This is a genomic window from Streptomyces sp. SAI-127, assembly GCF_029894425.1.
In the GTDB taxonomy this organism is placed as follows: Bacteria; Actinomycetota; Actinomycetes; order Streptomycetales; family Streptomycetaceae; genus Streptomyces.
This window is the reverse complement of record NZ_JARXYJ010000001.1, coordinates 8,332,085-8,349,062: the sequence shown is the minus strand read 5'-3', so window position 1 is coordinate 8,349,062 and position 16,978 is coordinate 8,332,085. Positions and strand designations below refer to the sequence as shown.

The window sequence follows — 16,978 nt, the reverse complement described above, 5'->3', positions numbered from 1 at the left end:
CGGTACGACACTGCCGGGCCACCCGTCACACAGGAGCCTTCTCCAAAGCCAGCGAATGAAGGAACTGCAACAACGTCATCAGCACGTCCCGGCTGGACGCCCGCCGGCGTGCGTCGCACTCGACGATGGGGATGTCCTCGCTGAGGTCGAGCGCGGTGCGCAGGTCGTCGAGCGGGTGGCGGGGGCCGTCGGGGAAGGTGTTGACGGCGACGACGAAGGGCACGCCGCGCTCCTCCAGGCGGTCCATGACGTCGAAGCTGACTTCGAGGCGCCGGGTGTCCACCAGGACCACCGCGCCGAGTGCGCCTTCGAACAGGCCGTTCCACAGGAACCAGAAGCGCTCCTGGCCCGGGGTGCCGAAGAGGTAGAGGACCAGCTGGTCGGTGATGCTGATACGGCCGAAGTCCATGGCCACGGTGGTGGCCGTCTTGGTCTCGGAGCCGTAGTTGTCGTCGACCCCGATGCCGGCCTGGGTCATGGTCTCCTCGGTGGTCAGCGGTTTGATCTCGCTGACCGAGCCGACCATGGTCGTCTTGCCCACGCCGAAGCCGCCCACGATGACGATCTTCACCGCGGCTTCGGCGGTCTGGGGGAGGTGGTCCTCTGTTCGCGGACCGGGGATGGTGTCAGAGCCTTTGAAGTCCATGCATCACCGCTTCGAGGAGGGAACGGTCGGCCAGCGCCTGGCGGATGACCGGGGCGCGGGCCGTCACCAGTTCGGCCGTCAGCAGCTCGGTGAGCAGGACGGTCACCACGCTGAACGGCAGGCTGAGATAGGCGGACAGCTCGGCCACGGACAGGGGGGCCGTGCAGAGCCTGAGCAGCGCCGCCTGCTCAGGCGTGGCGGAGGGCGGCGGATCGGCGTGCGCCACGATTAAGGTGACCAGGTCGAGTTCCGAGCGCTCGGTTCCGTCGGGGCCGGTGATGACGTACAGCCGCTCGGGGTTCTTCTTCGGTCCCTCGGGTGGGTCCTGGCCCTCCTGCGGGGGTTGCGGCGTCGGTTCTTGACTGGCCTTGGGGAATCGCCGTCGGCGTTGTGGAGGAGTCATACGGTCTGCCCGTTGCGCCGGGGCGGACTGGTGAGGTGCGCGCCGATGCGGACGACCAGGTCGCTCATGCGGGCGCTCATGTGGCCGGGCTCGGTGATGATGTCGGAGAGCACCGCGAGATAGGCGTTGGGGCCGGCGGCCATCAGATAGAAGTAGCCCCCGTGGATCTCGATGAGGACCATCTTCATCTTGCCGTCGCTGCCGGGGATCTCCCCGGCCACGGCGCCCGCCAGGCTCTGCAGGCCCGCACAGGCGGCGGCGACGCGGTCGGCGGTGTCCGGGTCTCCGCCGTGCCGGGCGATGCGCAGGCCGTCGGCGGAGAGCACCACGATCATCTGGATGCCCGGTACGCCTTTGGCGAGGTCCTGGAGCATCCAGTCGAAGTTGCCTCGCTGCTGGATCACTTGAGGTTCCCCTCGTCTTCGGCCTCGGTACGGGCCGGTTCGTCGGTCGGCTGGGTGACTGTGGAAGAGGTGGGCCGCTTGAGGCCGTCCATGAACGCCTGGACCCACAGGCCGGGTGGGGTGTCGTCCGGCTTCTGCTCCGGCTCCGGCTCGCGCTGGGCCGTCGACCAGATCGTCGGGCGCCCTTCCCGCTCGGCGCGTTCGATCTCGGCCTGCTCGGCGTAGCGCTGGGTGAGCGAGGTCTTGACCCGGCTGCGGCGCTGCGGCAGCCCGTTGGCCGTCCACTCGGTGACCTCCGGGACGTCGTCCTCCATGGAGACCGGTGTCGTGAACTTGGGGCTGGTGGGGCGGCGCTTCTTGATCGTGCGCTTGGGGCCGGGCAGGGCGCCCAGTTCGGCCTTGGGCACGGCGGTGGCGCCGATGCCGTGGGCGAGCCCGACGCCGGGCTCGTCGGTGAGCATGTCGCTGGGCACGACGAGGATGGCGCGTACGCCGCCGTACGCGGAGGCACGCAGGGAGACCTGCATGTCGTACGCCTGGCAGAGCCGGCCCACGACGGCGAGGCCGAGTCGCGGCGACTCACCCAGATCCTGGAGGTCCACACCGGCCTTGGCCCGCTCCAGCATGCCCTCGGCCCTCAGCCGGGCCTCCTCGCTGAGGCTGACGCCGGCGTCCTCGATCTCGATGCAGACGCCGGTCTGCACCTCGGTGGCGGTGACATGCACCTTGCTCTGCGGCGGGGAGTACCGCGTGGCGTTGTCGAGGAGTTCGGCCGCGGCGTGGATGACCGGTTCGACGGCGGTGCCCTTGACGTTGACCTTGGCGATCGAGGACAGGTCGATGCGCCGGTACTCCAGGATCCGGGACATGGCGCCGCGCAGCACGCTGTACAGCGCGACGGGCTCCGGCCACTGACGTCCGGGGCGGCCGCCGCCGAGGACGGAGATGGAGTCGGCGAGGCGGCCGATCAGCGCGGTGCCGTGGTCGATGCGCAGGAGGTCGTCGAAGACCTCGGGATTGCGGCCGTGGTCCTCCTCCATCTCCCGCAGTTCGTTGGCCTGTTGGTGGACGATGGCCTGGACGCGACGCGCGATGTTCACGAAGGAGCGCTGCGCGGCGTCACGCATGATCTCCTCGGTGTCGACGATGGTGAGCACCGTCTTGAGCAGGCGGATCTGCGCCTCGGGAAGGTTCGCCCACGCGGGGTCGACATCGCCGAGTTGGCGAATCACCTCTCCGGGGGAAATTCCGCGGCGCAGCCAGTCCAGCGCTGTGGGCGCGATCTCCTTCGCGAACCGGGTCAGGTCCTGGTCCTGGTCAGCGATGCGCCGCTGCAGATCCGCGGTCTGACGGGCGTGTTCGAGACGCTGGTCCCGCAGTTCGCGACCGCGCCGGACGGCTTCGGCCGCCACCGCGATCACCAGCAGTGTGGCGATGGCGCCGCACCAGCCGACAGCGGCCCGGGCGGGCTGCTGCACTGCCGCGACGGCGGCCCCGGTCGCCGCGGCCATGACTATGGCGGGGAGCAACAGTACGCGCGCATACGGCAGTTCACGGCGTCCTGGGGGGGATTGAACACTCACCATGTGGGCCCTCTGAGACGTATCGACGGGGAGTCGCACATATAGGGAACAAGCGCACGAATACACATCAACTCGGTGCGCTGCGGGCGAGCTTAGTCCGACCGGATCATCGCCGTGTCATATTCAGCAAGCACCTGAAACGGGCATTACGACTGGAGTACCCTCGGCCCATTTAAACGCTCTGGCACCATTCGAACACGGCCAGTTATGTCGTACGTGCGTACGAGACCCGCTCACCGCGACGGGTGAAGATCGGCTTCCGGTCGGGCCGGACTCAGATTCCGGCGATGCGCAGGGCCGCGTCCGCGGTGGCCTCCGCGAAGACCGAGACAGGGCGCTCGGGGTCGGAGCGGTGGATGAGGATCACGCTCTCGATCAGGCCGAACAACAGGTCCGTGCGCAGGTCGAGCTCGTTCTTGGCGAGGGCGCCGCCCGTCGGCGTGGCGGCGAGCAACTGCCGGTAGGCGTCCTTGAGTTCGGCGCGCACGGCATGGAAACCGGCGAACCGCTCGGCACGCACCTCGGGCAGCAGATAGAGCCCGCCGAGATTGTGCGGCCCGCCGCACAGCACCTCGGTGTCCGCGCGGCACAGCTCCCACAGCCGGTTCTCTGCCGGGACCGTGTCGTCGGCGAGCAGCTCGCGGGCGTACGCCAACGAGGGCGTGACGGTGGACTCCAGGAGCTCGGCGAGGAGCTCCTCCTTGCCGGAGACGTAGTGGTACATGGACGCCTGCCGCATGCCCGCGCGCTCGGCGACCGCCCGGGTGCTGGTGGCGGCGTAGCCCAGGGAGGTGAACAACTCGGCTGCGGCGACGAGGAGTTCGTCACGCGGCGCCAGCCCGCTGTCCGGCCGCCGAGCGGCCCGCGGCCTGCCGACCCGTCGCCCGGACTCCGCCGCACCGCTTGTCGTACCCATGCGTTCGATCCTCGCACACGGGGCGCGGGGATCCGCAGGTGATCCACAGGCGCCGGCCGGCCGCCGGCATCCCGGCACGCTCCAGCCCCCAGGGCGCGAGGCTCTCCGCGTGACCCACAGAAGCCGGCCCGGCCACCCAAACCCCGGCACGCTCCCCCTGGGCCGCGAGGATCGCCGCGAGATCTACGAGCATCGAGCCGGCCACCAACACCCCGGCACACCCCAGCCCCCATGATCCCGGGGATCGCCGCGGGACCCCACAGGCACCCTCCGGCCGCCCACACCCCGGCACGCTCCCCCTGGGCCGCGAGGATCGCCGCGTGATCTACGAGCGTCGAGCCGGCCACCAACACCCCGGCACACCCCAGCCCCCATGATCCCGGGGATCGCCGCGGGACCCCACAGGCACCCTCCGGCCGCCCACACCCCAGCCCTCATGGTCCCGGGGATCGCCGCGTGCTCCAACGGGCGCTGACCGGCGGTCGGCACCCCAGCACGCTCCACCCCAGGGGCGCGAGGACCTCCGCGTAACGACGGACGCCGACTGGCCGCCGGCCCACCGGCACGCTCCACCCCAGGGGCGCGAGGACCTCCGCATAACGACGGACGCCGACTGGCCGCCGGCCCACCGGCACGCTCCACCCCAGGGGCGCGAGGACCTCCGCGTAACCACGGACGCCGACTGGCCGCCGCTTCACCGGCACGCCCCAGGGCCCGGGGATCTCCGCGTAACCCACCGGCGCAGTCCAGCCACCAACACCCCGGCACACCCCATCCCCCAGGGGCCCAGGGATCTCCGCGTGACCCACACGCGCCGACCGGCCACCAACGCCCCGTCACGCCCCACCCCCCTCCAGGGCCGCGAGGCCGTATCGACTTCCCGCTCCGCCGTGCGGCCGCACCCCGCCCCACCGCCCCACCGCCCCGCCCCCCCACGACGCCCCTGTGAGCCCCCGGTAACCCGCTGGCAACGCCCGAGCAACCCCTCCGACCCGCTCCGCCCCTAATTTCTGTCGAACGACAGAAATAACCCCCGCAGCCGGAGGTCCCGCCATGGCCACGCAGACCACGTACGGAGCCCGAGACCACGCCCGCGCCCAGGAGGGCACCCGCGCCGAGGCCATGCCCGTCGTCCCGGCCGGCGACTGGCCGGACCCACCCTGCGAGGCGGGCCACCTGGTGTGGGCGGAGACCGTCGCGGGCGGCAACTACACCCACCGCGTCCTCGGCCGCGGCACCGAACTGCGCCTCACCGACCCGCACGGAGACGCCTGCGCCCACCTCCTCCTGTACGCGGAGGGCCGCCCCTGGGAGCGTCTGAACGTCGCCGACACGGTCAAGGTCCAGTGGAACGCCTACCTCGGCGAGGGCCAACTGCTCCTGTCCGACCAGGGCCGCGTCCTCGCGAGCGTCGTCTCCGACACCTCCGGCCGCCACGACGCCCTCTGCGGCACCTCCACCCTGGTCCGCAACACCGGGCGCTACGGCGACGGCACCCCCCAGAGTCCCTCCCCCGCCGGCCGTGAGCTCTTCAAGCTGGCAGCCGCGAAGAACGGCCTCGAACCCCGCGATCTGCCCCCGTCCCTCTCCTTCTTCCAGGGCGTCCGGATCCGCGAGGACGGCACCCTCGACTTCACCGGCTCAGTGGGTCCCGGCGGCAGCGTCACCCTTCGCGCCGAACAGGACCTGACGGTGCTGATCGCGAACGTCCCGCACCCCGCCGACCCACGGCCCGACTACACATGCACCCCCCTGGAAGTCCTCGCCTGGCGCGCCGAACCCACCCGTGCCGGCCACGCCCTCTGGGACGCCACTCCCGAAGGCCGCCGCGCCTTCCTCAACACCGCCGAATTCCTCGCCTCGAAGGGACACGCATGAAGACCGTGGTTCCGGCCCGCGCCGCCTGGTCCCGCGTCATCCGCGAGGGCGAGACGCTCACCATCACCGACCTGCACGGCAACCAGGCCGTCGACTTCCTCGTCTACGACGCCCACGACACGTCGGTCCGCTACAGCGCCCCCGACACCATCCAGGCGCAGGGCGGCATCTTCCTCACCACGGGCAGCGTGCTGATGTCCGGAGAGCACACCCCGCTGATGACGGTCACCGCAGACGACGTGGGCCGCCACGACACCGTCGGCGGCGCCTGCTCCAAGGAGTCGAACACCCTGCGCTACGGCCATCACACCTGGTCGCAGCACGCCTGCGTGGACAACTTCCTCGCCGAGGGCGCGAAGCACGGTCTCGGCAAGCGCGACCTCGTCTCCAACATCAACTGGTACATGAACGTGCCGGTCGAGAAGGACGGCACTCTCGGCATCGTCGACGGCATCTCCGCGCCGGGCCTCTCGCTCACGCTGCGCGCCGAGCGCGACGTCCTCGTCCTGGTCTCCAACTGCCCCCAGATCAACAACCCTTGCAACGGCTTCGACCCGACACCCGTGGAGATGACGATCGAGGCCGCGGAGACGACGATCGGGGCCGCTGAGAAGACGATCGGGGCCGCACGATGACCTTCGACACCCTCCTCGTCGCCAACCGGGGCGAGATAGCCGTCCGGATCATCCGCACGGCCCGTGAGCTGGGCCTGCGGACGGTCGCGGTGTACTCCGACGCCGACCGCGCCGCACCTCACGTCCGGCTCGCCGACCAGGCCGTACGCCTCGGCCCCGCACCCGCGAAGGAGTCGTACCTCGACACCGACCTGGTGCTGAAGGCGGCCAAGGACTCGGGCGCGGGCGCGATCCATCCCGGTTACGGCTTCCTGTCCGAGGACGCCGCCTTCGCCCGCCGCTGCGCGGACGCGGGGATCGTGTTCGTCGGTCCCACGCCCGAGCAGTTGGAGCTCTTCGGCGCGAAGCACACGGCACGGGCGGCGGCGGAGGCGGCCGGGGTGCCGCTGGCACCGGGCACGGGGCTGCTGCCCTCGCTCGAGGAGGCCCTCGAATCCGCGGCGGCCATCGGCTATCCCGTCATGCTCAAGGCCACCGGCGGTGGCGGCGGCATCGGCATGTCGGCCTGCCACTCCGCCGACGAACTGACCGACGCCTGGGACCGGGTGCAGCGCGTCGCCGCCGCCTCCTTCTCCTCCGCCGGTGTCTTCCTGGAACGGCTCGTGGAGCAGGCCCGCCATGTCGAGGTGCAGGTCTTCGGCGACGGCGAGGGCAGGGTCGTCACCTTCGGCGACCGCGACTGTTCCCTCCAGCGCCGCAACCAGAAAGTCCTGGAGGAGGCGCCGGCACCGGGTCTCCCCTCGCACGTCCGCGCACAACTCGCGGACAGCGCTCGTGAGTTGTGCGCCGCGGTCGGCTACCGCTCCGCGGGAACCGTCGAGTTCGTCTACGACGCCGCCCGCGAGGAGGCCTACTTCCTCGAGGTCAACACCCGCCTCCAGGTGGAGCATCCGGTCACCGAGGAGATCTACGGCGTCGACCTGGTCGCCTGGATGCTCCGCCTGGCCCGCGGCGAGCGGGACGTCGTACGCGAACCGGACCCGCCGCACGGCCACGCCGTCGAGGCACGCATCTACGCCGAGGACCCCTCGCGTGAACACCGGCCCAGCGCGGGGCTGTTGACGCGGGTCGAGTTCCCCACCGGGGTCCGTGTCGACGGCTGGGTGGAGACCGGCACCGAGGTGACGACGTCGTACGACCCGATGCTCGCGAAGATCATCGCGTACGGCCCCGACCGCGCCCACGCCCTCCGGCGGCTGGACGAAGCCCTGGAACGCACCCGCGTCGACGGCATCGAGACCAACCTGGGCCTGGTCCGGGCCGCGCTCGCGGACCATAGCCTCGCCAGGGCGACCCACTCGACGGCGACCCTGTCCCAGGTCCAGGACCCGACCCCGCGCATCGAGGTCATGGCCGCCGGCACCCTCACCACCGTGCAGGACTGGCCGGGCCGTACCGGCTACTGGCAGGTCGGCGTACCCCCGTGCGGCCCGATGGACGACCGTTCCTTCCGGCTCGGCAACACAGCGCTGGGCAACCCGGAAGGTGCCCCCGGCCTCGAATGCACCTTGCAGGGCCCGTCGTTGAGGTTCACCCATGCCACGACCGTCTGCGTGACGGGCGCTCCGGCCACGGTCGCCGTCGACGGCACCCCGGTCGCCCAGTGGGTGCCGGTGACCGTGCCCGCGGGCGGTGTCCTGGAGGTCGGCACACCCACCGAACACGGTCTGCGGACGTACGTCCTCTTCACGGGCGGCCTCGACGTCCCGGCCTTCCTCGGCAGCGCGAGCACCTTCACGCTGGGTCGCTTCGGCGGTCACGGCGGACGGGCGCTGCGGACGGGTGACGTCCTGCACGCGGGCCGCCAGGCCGAGGACGTACAGGCCGCTCTCGGCGTCCACGGGACATCGGGCGCGGAGACTCCGCCCGAGGGGACGCTGCTCGCAGAGGCCCAGGCCGAGGGGACACCGGTCGAGGACCGCCCCTCCTACACCTCCACCTGGCACATCGGCGCCGTGGAAGGTCCGCACGCCGCCCCGGAGTTCTTCACCGAGGACGACATCCGCGACTTCTACGCCGCCGACTGGAAGGTCCACTTCAACTCGGCCCGCACCGGTGTCCGCCTGGTCGGGCCCAAGCCCCGCTGGGCCCGCAGCGACGGCGGCGAGGCCGGCCTGCACCCCTCCAACATCCACGACACCCCCTACTCGGTCGGCGCGGTCGACTACACGGGTGACATGCCGGTGCTGCTGGGCCCGGACGGGCCCTCCCTCGGCGGGTTCGTGTGCCCGGCGACCGTCATCAGCACCGAGCGCTGGAAGCTGGGCCAGCTGCGCCCGGGCGACACCGTGCGCTTCATGCCGGTGGACGTCTCGGGCGAGCCCCGCCCGGCGATCGTGGACGGCGGTGTCCTCGCCCGCGACGGTGATGTGACGTACCGTCGCAGCGGCGACGACAATCTGCTGGTCGAATTCGGCCCCATGCACCTGGACCTGGCTCTGCGCATGCGTGTCCACGCGCTGATGGACGCGGTCGCCGAGCAGGGCCCCGACGGCATCACCGACCTCACCCCCGGCATCCGCTCCCTGCAGATCCAGACGGACCCCAGCCGCATCGCCCAGGACGAACTCCTCGCCGTCGTACGGGAGATCACCGCGTCCCTCCCCCCGTCCGACGAACTGGTCGTCCGCTCCCGCACGGTCCACCTCCCCCTCTCCTGGGACGACCCCGCCACCCGCGAGGCGATCGCCCGCTACATGGCCGGCGTTCGCGACGACGCGCCCTGGTGCCCCTGGAACATCGAGTTCATCCGCCGCGTCAACGGCCTGGAGTCGGTGGACGACGTCTACCGCACCGTCTTCGACGCGGAGTACCTGGTCCTGGGCCTGGGCGACGTGTACCTGGGCGCCCCGGTGGCCACCCCGCTCGACCCGCGACACCGCCTGGTGACCACGAAGTACAACCCGGCGCGCACCTGGACGGCCGAGAACTCGGTCGGGATCGGCGGAGCGTATCTCTGCATCTACGGCATGGAGGGCCCCGGTGGCTACCAGTTCGTGGGCCGTACGACCCAGGTGTGGTCGCCCTGGCAGCAGCGCGGCGCGTTCGAGCCGGGCTCGCCCTGGCTGCTGCGCTTCTTCGACCGCATCAGGTGGTATCCGGTGGACGCGGACGAACTCCTGGAGCTGCGGGCCGACATCACGTCCGGACGTTTCGTTCCCCGCATCGAGGAGGGCACCTTCTCGCTCGCCGCGTACCAGTCCTTCCTCGCCGAACACGCCGAGTCCATAGCGGAGTTCAGGTCCCATCAGCAGGAGGCCTTCTCCGCGGAGCGGGACGCGTGGGAGGCGGCGGGCGAGTTCGCGCGGGCAGCGGAGACGTCCGCACCGGCCGCCCCCTCTGCCGCGGTGACGGTCCCCCCGGGCGGGCGTCTCATCGAGGCCGAATTCGCCGCCTCCGTATGGCAGTTGAACGTCCAGCCGGGCGACCAGGTGGCCGCCGGACAGCCGCTCCTCGCCTTGGAGGCGATGAAGATGGAGTCCAGGGTGCACGCGCCGACCGATGGCGTGGTCGCGGAGATCCTGGCCAGGCCGGGCGACCAGGTGGAGGCGGGGACGGCACTGCTCGTCCTGGCCCCGCCCGCACAGTGAAACGCGGTCGCACAGTGAAAGAGGAGCGAGCCATGTCCACCACCGTCACCCGGGTCCGTGCCGCCTACGACCGCATCGAGGCCGTGGACCGCCCCGAGGTCTGGATCGACCTGCGCCCGCGGGAGGAGGTCAAGCGGGAAGCCCGGACGATCGACGAACGGCTCGCGAAGGGTGAGCAACTCCCCCTCGCGGGACGCCTGTTCGCGGCCAAGGGCAACATCGACGTGGCCGGCCTGCCCACCACGGCGGGCTGTCCGTCGTACGCCTACCGTCCGGAGGCCGATGCCCCGGTCGTCGCCGGTCTCCGCGCGGCGGGCGCGATCGTGCTCGGCACCACGAACCTGGACCAGTTCGCGACGGGCCTGGTCGGCACCCGTTCCCCGCACGGCGCGGTCCGCAACGCGTACGACCCCGCCAGGGTGAGCGGCGGCTCCAGCTCCGGCTCGGCCGTCGCGGTGGCCCTGGGCATCGTCGACTTCGCCCTCGGCACCGACACGGCGGGCTCGGGCCGGGTCCCGGCCGCCTTCAACGGCATCGTCGGCCTCAAACCCACCCGCGGTCTGGTCCCCACGGCCGGAGTCGTCCCGGCCTGCGCCTCGATCGACTGCGTGACGGTGTTCGCCCGCACCCTGCGGGAGGCCGAGCAGGCCTTGTCCCACATGGCGACCGGCACGGTCCCGTCCCTCCCCGGGCGCCGCCCCGGCCCGTGGCGGATCGCTGTTCCCGCGCGCGAGCAGCTCGGCGAACTGGACGAGGGCTGGGCTCAGGCGTACGAGGCAGCGGTGGCGCAGCTCGCGGCGGCGGGCGCGACGCTCCGCGAGCTGGATCTGTCGCCCTTCACCGAGGCTGCGGCGATGCTCTACGAGGGCGCCTTCGTGGCCGAGCGCTACACAGCGGTAGGAGCCTTTGTCGACAAGGCGATAGAGGCGGACGACGACTCCCTGGACCCCACGGTCGCCGGCATCATCACCCGGGCCCGCGACCTCCCGGCCCACCGGCTCTACGCCGACTTGGACCGCCTGGCCGCGCTCCGCACGCGCGCGCTGGCCGAACTGGCCGACGCGGACGCCCTCCTCCTGCCCACCACCCCCGGCCACCCCACGCTCGCCGAGGTGGCCGCCGATCCCCTGGGTGCCAACGCCCGCCTGGGCCGCTTCACCAACTCCACGAACCTCTTCGACCTGGCCGCGGCCGCCGTACCGGCGGGCGAGGTGAACGGCCTGCCGTTCGGCGTGATGCTGATCGGCCCGGCGTACACCGATGAGCGGTTGGCGAGGATCGCGAGCCTGCTCCAGCCGGAGACCCGGCTCGCGGTGATCGGCGCGCACCTGACGGGCCAGCCGCTGAACCCCCAGCTCCTGGCGCTGGGCGCCCGCCTGGACCGTACGACCACAACGGCGCCGGTCTACCGCCTGCACGCCCTGCGGACGACGCCACCCAAGCCGGGCCTTGTCCACGTGGGCGAGGGCGGCGCGGAGATCGAGACGGAGGTCTGGAAGATGCCTGCGGCGGGCCTCGGCCGACTCCTCTCCACACTCCCCCGCCCCATGGCCCTGGGCAGCGTGCGACTGGCCGACGGCACTGATGTCCCCGGCTTCCTCTGCGAGCCGTCCGCTCTCACGGACGCCGAGGACATCACGTCATTCGGAGGCTGGCGGTCCTATCTGAACGCCGAGTAGGCCGACCGATCCGTCACCCCACCGACGAGTAGGCCACAACCCCCCGCAGCAACAGATCAACAGCCTTCCGCGCGTTCTTCGCGACGGTGGAAGACCCACCCCCCGACACCGGAGCCGCAGCCGAGATCTGTCCCAGCACATCGATCACCTGCTTGCACCACCGCACGAAGTCCCCGGCAGGCATCTCCGCCTCCCGCAGCACCTCGTCGAGCCCCTTCCCGCTGGCCCACATGTACGCGGACCAGGCGAACCCGAGATCCGGCTCACGCTGCCCGACCCCCTCGGTCTGGTTGATCCGGAAGTCCTCCTCGAGGGCGTCGAGCCGCCCCCAGATCCGCACCATCTCACCGAGCGCCGCCTTGGCCTTGCCGGACGGCACCTTGGGCGCCATGGCGTCGTCGCCGACCCGGGACTCGTACACCAACGCCGAGACGCACGCGGCCAGTTCGGCAGGGGCGAGCCCCTCCCAGACCCCTTCCCGCAGGCACTCACTGGCCAGGAGATCGAGCTCGCCGTACAACCGGGCCAGCCGCTTGCCGTGCTCGGTGACCTCGTCGGCCCGCAGATAGTCCAGCTCGGTCAGCAGTGCCACGATCCGGTCGAAGGTGCGGGCGATCGTGTTCGTACGCCCCTCGATGCGCCGCTCCAGCTGCGAGGTGTCCCGCAGCAGCCGGTGATACCGCTCGGCCCAACGGGCGTGGTCCTCACGGTCGTTGCACCCGTGGCAGGGATGCGCCCGGATCGCCGTCCGCAGCCGCGCGATCTCACGGTCGTCGGCCGCCTGGGAACGCTGCTTGCGGGCCCGCTCCGGCGGAATGTGCCCCGCCTTGGTACGCAGCGCGGACGCCAGGTCCCGACGGGACTGCGGTGAGCGCGGGTTGAAGGACTTCGGGATCCGCATCCGCTCCAACGCCTCGACCGGCACCGGGAAGTCCATCGACGCGAGCCGCTTGACCTGCCGCTCGGCGGTCAGCACGAGCGGGCGCGGGCCGTCGTGGTGCTCGAAGCCCCGGTGGCCGTTGGACCGCCCGGCGGGCAGGCCCGGATCCAGCACGAGCGCGAGACCGGCGTACTTGCCCGTCGGCACATGGATGACGTCGCCCGGCTTGAGCTTCTCCAGCGCCACGGCAGCCTCGGCGCGCCGCTGTGCGACTCCCTGTCGGGCCAGCTCGGTCTCGCGGTCCTTGAGTTCGCGGCGCAGTAGCGCGTACTCCTCGAAGTCGCCGAGGTGGCAGGTCATGGAGGCCTTGTAGCCGTCGAGGCCCTCCTCGTTGCGCTGCACCTGGCGCGAGATCCCGACGACCGACTTGTCGGCCTGGAACTGCGCGAACGACGTCTCGAGCAGCTCACGCGAGCGGTGCCGGCCGAACTGCTCGACGAGGTTGACCGCCATGTTGTACGACGGCTTGAAGCTGGAGCGCAGCGGGTAGGTGCGCGTGCCGGCCAGTCCCGCCAGGTGCTCCGGGCTGCTCCCGCGCTGCCACAGCACCACCGCGTGACCCTCGACGTCGATGCCGCGCCGCCCCGCACGCCCCGTCAACTGGGTGTACTCGCCGGGAGTGATGTCGGCGTGCTGCTCGCCGTTCCACTTGACGAGCTTCTCCAGCACCACCGAACGCGCGGGCATGTTGATGCCGAGCGCGAGTGTCTCGGTCGCGAACACGGCCTTGACCAGGCCGCGCACGAACAGCTCCTCGACGACCTCCTTGAAGGTTGGCAGCATGCCCGCGTGATGGGCCGCGATGCCGCGCTCCAGGCCCTCGAGCCACTCGTAGTAGCCGAGGACATGGAGGTCCTCGGTCGGGATGGACGCCGTGCGCTCCTCGACAAGGGCGCGCACCTTCCCGCGTGCCTCGTCGTCGTTGAGCCGCAGCCCCGCGTACATGCACTGCTGTACGGCCGCCTCGCACGCGGCGCGGCTGAAGATGAACGTGATGGCCGGCAGCAGGCCCTCGGCGTCCAGCCGCTCGATGACCTCGGGCCGGCTCGGCGTCCACACCTTCGACCGCTGCCGCCGCTCGCGCTCCCGGTCGGCCTCGCGCATCGCCCGGCCGCGTCTGCGGTCCTGGTACGACGGCCGCTGGGCCTCCATGCGGGCCAGCCTCGCGAGGTCGGGGTTGACGGCCTTCTTGCTGCCCTCGCCCTCCTCGAACAGGTCGTACATCCGGCGCCCGGCGAGCACGTGCTGGAACAGCGGCACGGGCCGGTGCTCGGAGACGATCACCTGGGTGTCGCCGCGGACGGTGTCGAGCCAGTCGCCGAACTCCTCGGCGTTGGACACGGTCGCCGACAACGACACCAGGGTCACCGACTCGGGGAGATGGATGATCACCTCTTCCCATACGGCGCCCCGGAAGCGGTCGGAGAGGTAATGCACCTCGTCCATCACCACGTACCCGAGGCCGAGGAGCGTCTGTGAGCCCGCGTACAGCATGTTCCGCAGTACCTCGGTGGTCATCACGACCACGGGGGCGTCGGAGTTGACGCTGTTGTCGCCGGTGAGCAGGCCGACCTTGTCGGCGCCGTAACGGCGGCTCAGGTCCGCGTACTTCTGGTTGGACAGTGCCTTGATGGGGGTCGTGTAGAAGCACTTCTTGCCCTGCTGGAGGGCGAGGTGGACGGCGAACTCGCCGACGATCGTCTTGCCGGAGCCGGTGGGGGCGGCGACCAGCACGCCCTTGCCCGCTTCGAGAGCCTGGCAGGCCTCGATCTGGAAGGGGTCGAGACCGAAGTCGTACATCTCGCGGAAGCCCGCGAGCGCGGTGGCCTGCTCGGCTGCCCGCAGGCGGGCTGCCGCGTACCGCTCGGCCGGTGAGAGGTCCTCTGTCATCGTGCTTTCGAGCGTACCCGGCGGCACTGACAACAGGACGATCATTATCCGGATCGGAGTCCGCGAAACCTGCTCTTCACGCAGTTCACGGGCCCTCCGCAGTTCACGGGCCCACCACGGACACCGCGCCGCGGACACAGCGCGCGCTCAGCGGCAGCGGCCCGAGCGGCTCGCCGTCCGCGTAGCCCGTGACGTCCTCGGCGGCGATCTCGACCCGCGCGGCTCTCAGCACGGTCACCTTGGGGTGGTCGACGTGGGTGCCCCGGTACACGCTCGGGAACACCCGCAGCAGGGTCGTACGGCTGCAGTCCCCGACCACGGTGATGTCGAAGAGCCCGTCGGTGAGGTCCGCGCCCGGGCAGATCCGCATGCCACCGCCGTACGACGATCCGTTGCCGACGGCCACCAGGGTCGCCTCGATCTCCCGGACGTCGCCGTCGTCGAGCGTGATCCGGTACGGGACGGGCCGGAAGCCGGCCAGTTCGGCGAGCATCGCGAGGTCGTACTTGAGGCGGCCCGTGGGCCATCTCATGCGGTTGCCGCGGTCGTTGACCCGGGAGTCGAAGCCGGAGGCGAGGACGGTGCCGAACCAGTGGTCACCGACCCGGCCCAGGTCGGTGTCGTGGACCCGGCCCTCCTTGAGGGCGTCGGCGATCAGCCGGCCCGCGGCGGCGGGATCGCGCACCGGCAGGCCCAGGGTGCGGGCGAAGTCGTTGCCGGTACCGACGGCGACCAGACCGAACGGGGTGCGGGTGCCTGCCACGGCCTGGAGGGCGAGGTTCGCCATTCCGTCGCCGCCCACGGCCACGAGTGCCCCCGTGCCCTCGTCCACGGCGGCACGCACGCGTACGAGGGCGTCGGCGGCGTCCTCCCCGAGCACCGTCCGCACCGCGAAGCCGGCCGCCCGCAAAGCGGAAGCGGCCGGCTGCGCCGCGTGGGCGCCCCGGCCGCGGCCCGCGGTGGGGTTGACGAAGAGGGTGATCTCGCTGGTCACGGAAGTGACCTTACGAGCCGCTTCTCGCTCGTCAGGTCACGTCGTCATAACCGTTGACCCGGTCCGCGCCCGACTGCTCGGGCAGCGCCCGGCTCGCGGAGACGGTCTCGACCTCGCCGACGTCCTCGGGGGTGAGATCCAGGTCGGAGGCCTCGTCGTCGGCGGGGCCCTCGGCCTCGCGACGGCGCTTGCGCCGGTCGTTGAGCAGGGAGAAGGCGGTCGCCCCGAAGTACAGGACCCAGATCGGCGCGGCGAGCGCCAGCATCGTCAGCGGGTCGGTGCTCGGTGTGGCGATGGCCGCGAACACGGTGATGGCCATGATCATGCCGCGCCACCAGCCGAGCATCCGCTTGCCGGTGATCAACCCGGTGAGGTTGAGGAAGACCAGCAGCAGGGGCAGCTCGAAGGAGAGGCCGAAGACCAGCACCATGCGCAGGACGAGGTCGAGCAGGTCGTCCAGCGGCAGCAGGTTGGAGGTGCCGCCCGGGGTGAAGCCGATCAGCACCTGCGCCGTGGTCGGCAGGACCGAGTAGGCGAAGTAGGCGCCGACGAGGAACAGCGGGGCGCCCGTGCCGACGAACGCGTAGGCGTACTTCTTCTCGTGCCGGTGCAGGCCGGGTGCGACGAAGGCCCACAGCTGGTAGAGCCAGACCGGCGAGGCCGCGACGACACCGGCCATCAGCGACACCTTCAGGGCCAGCGTGAAGGGCGCGAGCAGACCGTTGATCGTGATCTCGGCGCACGGCTTGGTCGACTGTGTCGACTTGGCCAGTTCCGCGAAGGACTTGTCACAGCCGACCGAGTCGAGGATCGGCTTGGTGATCAAGTTGATGATGTCGTTGTAGAAGAAGGCGGCGACCACCGTGACGATGACGATGGCCAGTATCGCCTTCGCGAGCCGGTTGCGGAGCTCACGAAGGTGATCCGCGAGAGGCATCCGCCCCTCGGGATCCCTCTCCTCTTTGCGGGCAGACTTCAGCAACCCACGTTCCCATCTCGTGCGGGCGGGCCGGAGGTCACCGGCCCCGCGTCAGCGCTTGGTCGTGTCCGTCGGCTCGGTGACCGGGCGCGAGCTCGTCACGTCGCCGGGCGCGGCCTGGATGGTGCGCTGCGCAGGGGTCTGCTCGTCGTTGTTGGGCGGGCCGGCCGGAGTGGCCGTGCTGTTGCCCTCGTCCTTCATCGCCTTGGCCTCGCTCTTGAGGATGCGGGCGGACTTGCCGAGCGAGCGCGCCATGTCGGGAAGCTTCTTCGCGCCGAACAGAAGGATGATGACGACGAGGATGAGAATGATCTCGGGGGCGCCGAGCCTTCCGAACATAAGTCTTTACCTTCTCACCGAGGCGGCTTGTGGGGTGCTGTCCGACCGGTCGGACATGTGTCCGATCAGTCGTGCTGACAGCGATCGTAACGCTCAGGGGTG

Annotated in this window: 13 protein-coding genes; 4 read left to right on the top strand and 9 right to left on the bottom strand. The window is 71.0% G+C overall.

Going from position 1 to position 16,978, the window contains the following annotated elements; genetic code table 11:
* Positions 1–25: 25 nt before the first annotated feature.
* The 5 genes from M2157_RS38365 to M2157_RS38345 form a co-directional block, all read right to left on the bottom strand.
* Positions 26–646: an ATP/GTP-binding protein gene (locus M2157_RS38365; protein WP_280856515.1), complete on the bottom strand. Its 621-nt coding sequence runs from the start codon at positions 644–646 to the stop codon at positions 26–28.
* Positions 627–1,049, bottom strand: coding sequence for a DUF742 domain-containing protein (locus M2157_RS38360; RefSeq protein ID WP_280867486.1), 423 nt, complete (start codon positions 1,047–1,049; stop codon positions 627–629). The genes M2157_RS38365 and M2157_RS38360 overlap by 20 nt, the downstream gene beginning before the upstream one ends.
* Entirely contained in the window at positions 1,046–1,453 is a 408-nt protein-coding gene (locus M2157_RS38355) for a roadblock/LC7 domain-containing protein (RefSeq protein WP_007380839.1), read from the bottom strand. The genes M2157_RS38360 and M2157_RS38355 overlap by 4 nt, the downstream gene beginning before the upstream one ends.
* Positions 1,450–3,039 (bottom strand): ATP-binding protein, encoded by a 1,590-nt coding sequence (locus tag M2157_RS38350; protein WP_280856517.1) that lies wholly within the window; start codon positions 3,037–3,039, stop codon positions 1,450–1,452. Before M2157_RS38350 ends, M2157_RS38355 begins: the two co-directional genes overlap by 4 nt.
* A 271-nt stretch (positions 3,040–3,310) precedes the next feature.
* The gene (locus tag M2157_RS38345) at positions 3,311–3,952 is read right to left on the bottom strand and encodes a TetR/AcrR family transcriptional regulator (RefSeq protein WP_280856518.1); all 642 of its coding nucleotides are present in this window, start codon (positions 3,950–3,952) and stop codon (positions 3,311–3,313) included.
* 1,053 nt (positions 3,953–5,005) lie between these two features.
* Here M2157_RS38345 and M2157_RS38340 point away from each other — a divergent pair.
* Genes M2157_RS38340 through atzF form a run of 4 tightly spaced genes read left to right on the top strand, consistent with a single transcriptional unit; the run spans position 5,006 to position 11,734 of the window.
* On the top strand, positions 5,006–5,830 hold the full coding sequence (locus M2157_RS38340; RefSeq protein WP_280856519.1) for an urea amidolyase associated protein UAAP1: 825 nt from the start codon (positions 5,006–5,008) through the stop codon (positions 5,828–5,830).
* Positions 5,827–6,465, top strand: a complete 639-nt coding sequence (locus tag M2157_RS38335; RefSeq protein WP_280856520.1) for an urea amidolyase associated protein UAAP2 — start codon at positions 5,827–5,829, stop codon at positions 6,463–6,465. Before M2157_RS38340 ends, M2157_RS38335 begins: the two co-directional genes overlap by 4 nt.
* Positions 6,462–10,055: a 5-oxoprolinase/urea amidolyase family protein gene (locus M2157_RS38330; RefSeq protein ID WP_280867485.1), complete on the top strand. Its 3,594-nt coding sequence runs from the start codon at positions 6,462–6,464 to the stop codon at positions 10,053–10,055. The genes M2157_RS38335 and M2157_RS38330 overlap by 4 nt, the downstream gene beginning before the upstream one ends.
* A 32-nt stretch (positions 10,056–10,087) precedes the next feature.
* Positions 10,088–11,734: an allophanate hydrolase gene (atzF, locus tag M2157_RS38325; RefSeq protein WP_280867484.1), complete on the top strand. Its 1,647-nt coding sequence runs from the start codon at positions 10,088–10,090 to the stop codon at positions 11,732–11,734.
* Positions 11,735–11,747: 13 nt separating this feature from the next.
* On the opposite strand, the gene M2157_RS38320 is transcribed toward atzF, so the two are convergent.
* Genes M2157_RS38320 through tatA form a run of 4 tightly spaced genes read right to left on the bottom strand, consistent with a single transcriptional unit; the run spans position 11,748 to position 16,876 of the window.
* Positions 11,748–14,609 carry a DEAD/DEAH box helicase gene (locus M2157_RS38320; protein WP_280867483.1) on the bottom strand — a complete coding sequence of 954 codons (2,862 nt, stop codon included), beginning with the start codon at positions 14,607–14,609 and terminating at the stop codon, positions 11,748–11,750.
* Positions 14,610–14,667: 58 nt separating this feature from the next.
* Complete coding sequence (locus tag M2157_RS38315; RefSeq protein ID WP_280856524.1) at positions 14,668–15,558, bottom strand: diacylglycerol kinase; 891 nt, start codon at positions 15,556–15,558, stop codon at positions 14,668–14,670.
* 31 nt (positions 15,559–15,589) lie between these two features.
* Positions 15,590–16,540 (bottom strand): twin-arginine translocase subunit TatC, encoded by a 951-nt coding sequence (gene tatC / locus M2157_RS38310; protein WP_280867482.1) that lies wholly within the window; start codon positions 16,538–16,540, stop codon positions 15,590–15,592.
* 48 nt (positions 16,541–16,588) lie between these two features.
* Positions 16,589–16,876, bottom strand: a complete 288-nt coding sequence (gene tatA / locus M2157_RS38305) for a Sec-independent protein translocase subunit TatA (protein WP_280856525.1) — start codon at positions 16,874–16,876, stop codon at positions 16,589–16,591.
* Positions 16,877–16,978 lie beyond the last annotated feature (102 nt).

Bases quoted from the DNA above. Each gene is read 5' to 3' on its own strand.
- M2157_RS38365 (WP_280856515.1), bottom strand. From the start codon at position 646: ATGGACTTCAAAGGCTCTGACACCATCCCCGGTCCGCGAACAGAGGAC.
- M2157_RS38360 (WP_280867486.1), bottom strand. From the start codon at position 1,049: ATGACTCCTCCACAACGCCGACGGCGATTCCCCAAGGCCAGTCAAGAA.
- M2157_RS38350 (WP_280856517.1), bottom strand. From the start codon at position 3,039: ATGGTGAGTGTTCAATCCCCCCCAGGACGCCGTGAACTGCCGTATGCG.
- M2157_RS38345 (WP_280856518.1), bottom strand. From the start codon at position 3,952: ATGGGTACGACAAGCGGTGCGGCGGAGTCCGGGCGACGGGTCGGCAGG.
- M2157_RS38340 (WP_280856519.1), top strand. From the start codon at position 5,006: ATGGCCACGCAGACCACGTACGGAGCCCGAGACCACGCCCGCGCCCAG.
- M2157_RS38335 (WP_280856520.1), top strand. From the start codon at position 5,827: ATGAAGACCGTGGTTCCGGCCCGCGCCGCCTGGTCCCGCGTCATCCGC.
- M2157_RS38330 (WP_280867485.1), top strand. From the start codon at position 6,462: ATGACCTTCGACACCCTCCTCGTCGCCAACCGGGGCGAGATAGCCGTC.
- atzF (WP_280867484.1), top strand. From the start codon at position 10,088: ATGTCCACCACCGTCACCCGGGTCCGTGCCGCCTACGACCGCATCGAG.
- M2157_RS38320 (WP_280867483.1), bottom strand. From the start codon at position 14,609: ATGATCGTCCTGTTGTCAGTGCCGCCGGGTACGCTCGAAAGCACGATG.
- tatA (WP_280856525.1), bottom strand. From the start codon at position 16,876: ATGTTCGGAAGGCTCGGCGCCCCCGAGATCATTCTCATCCTCGTCGTC.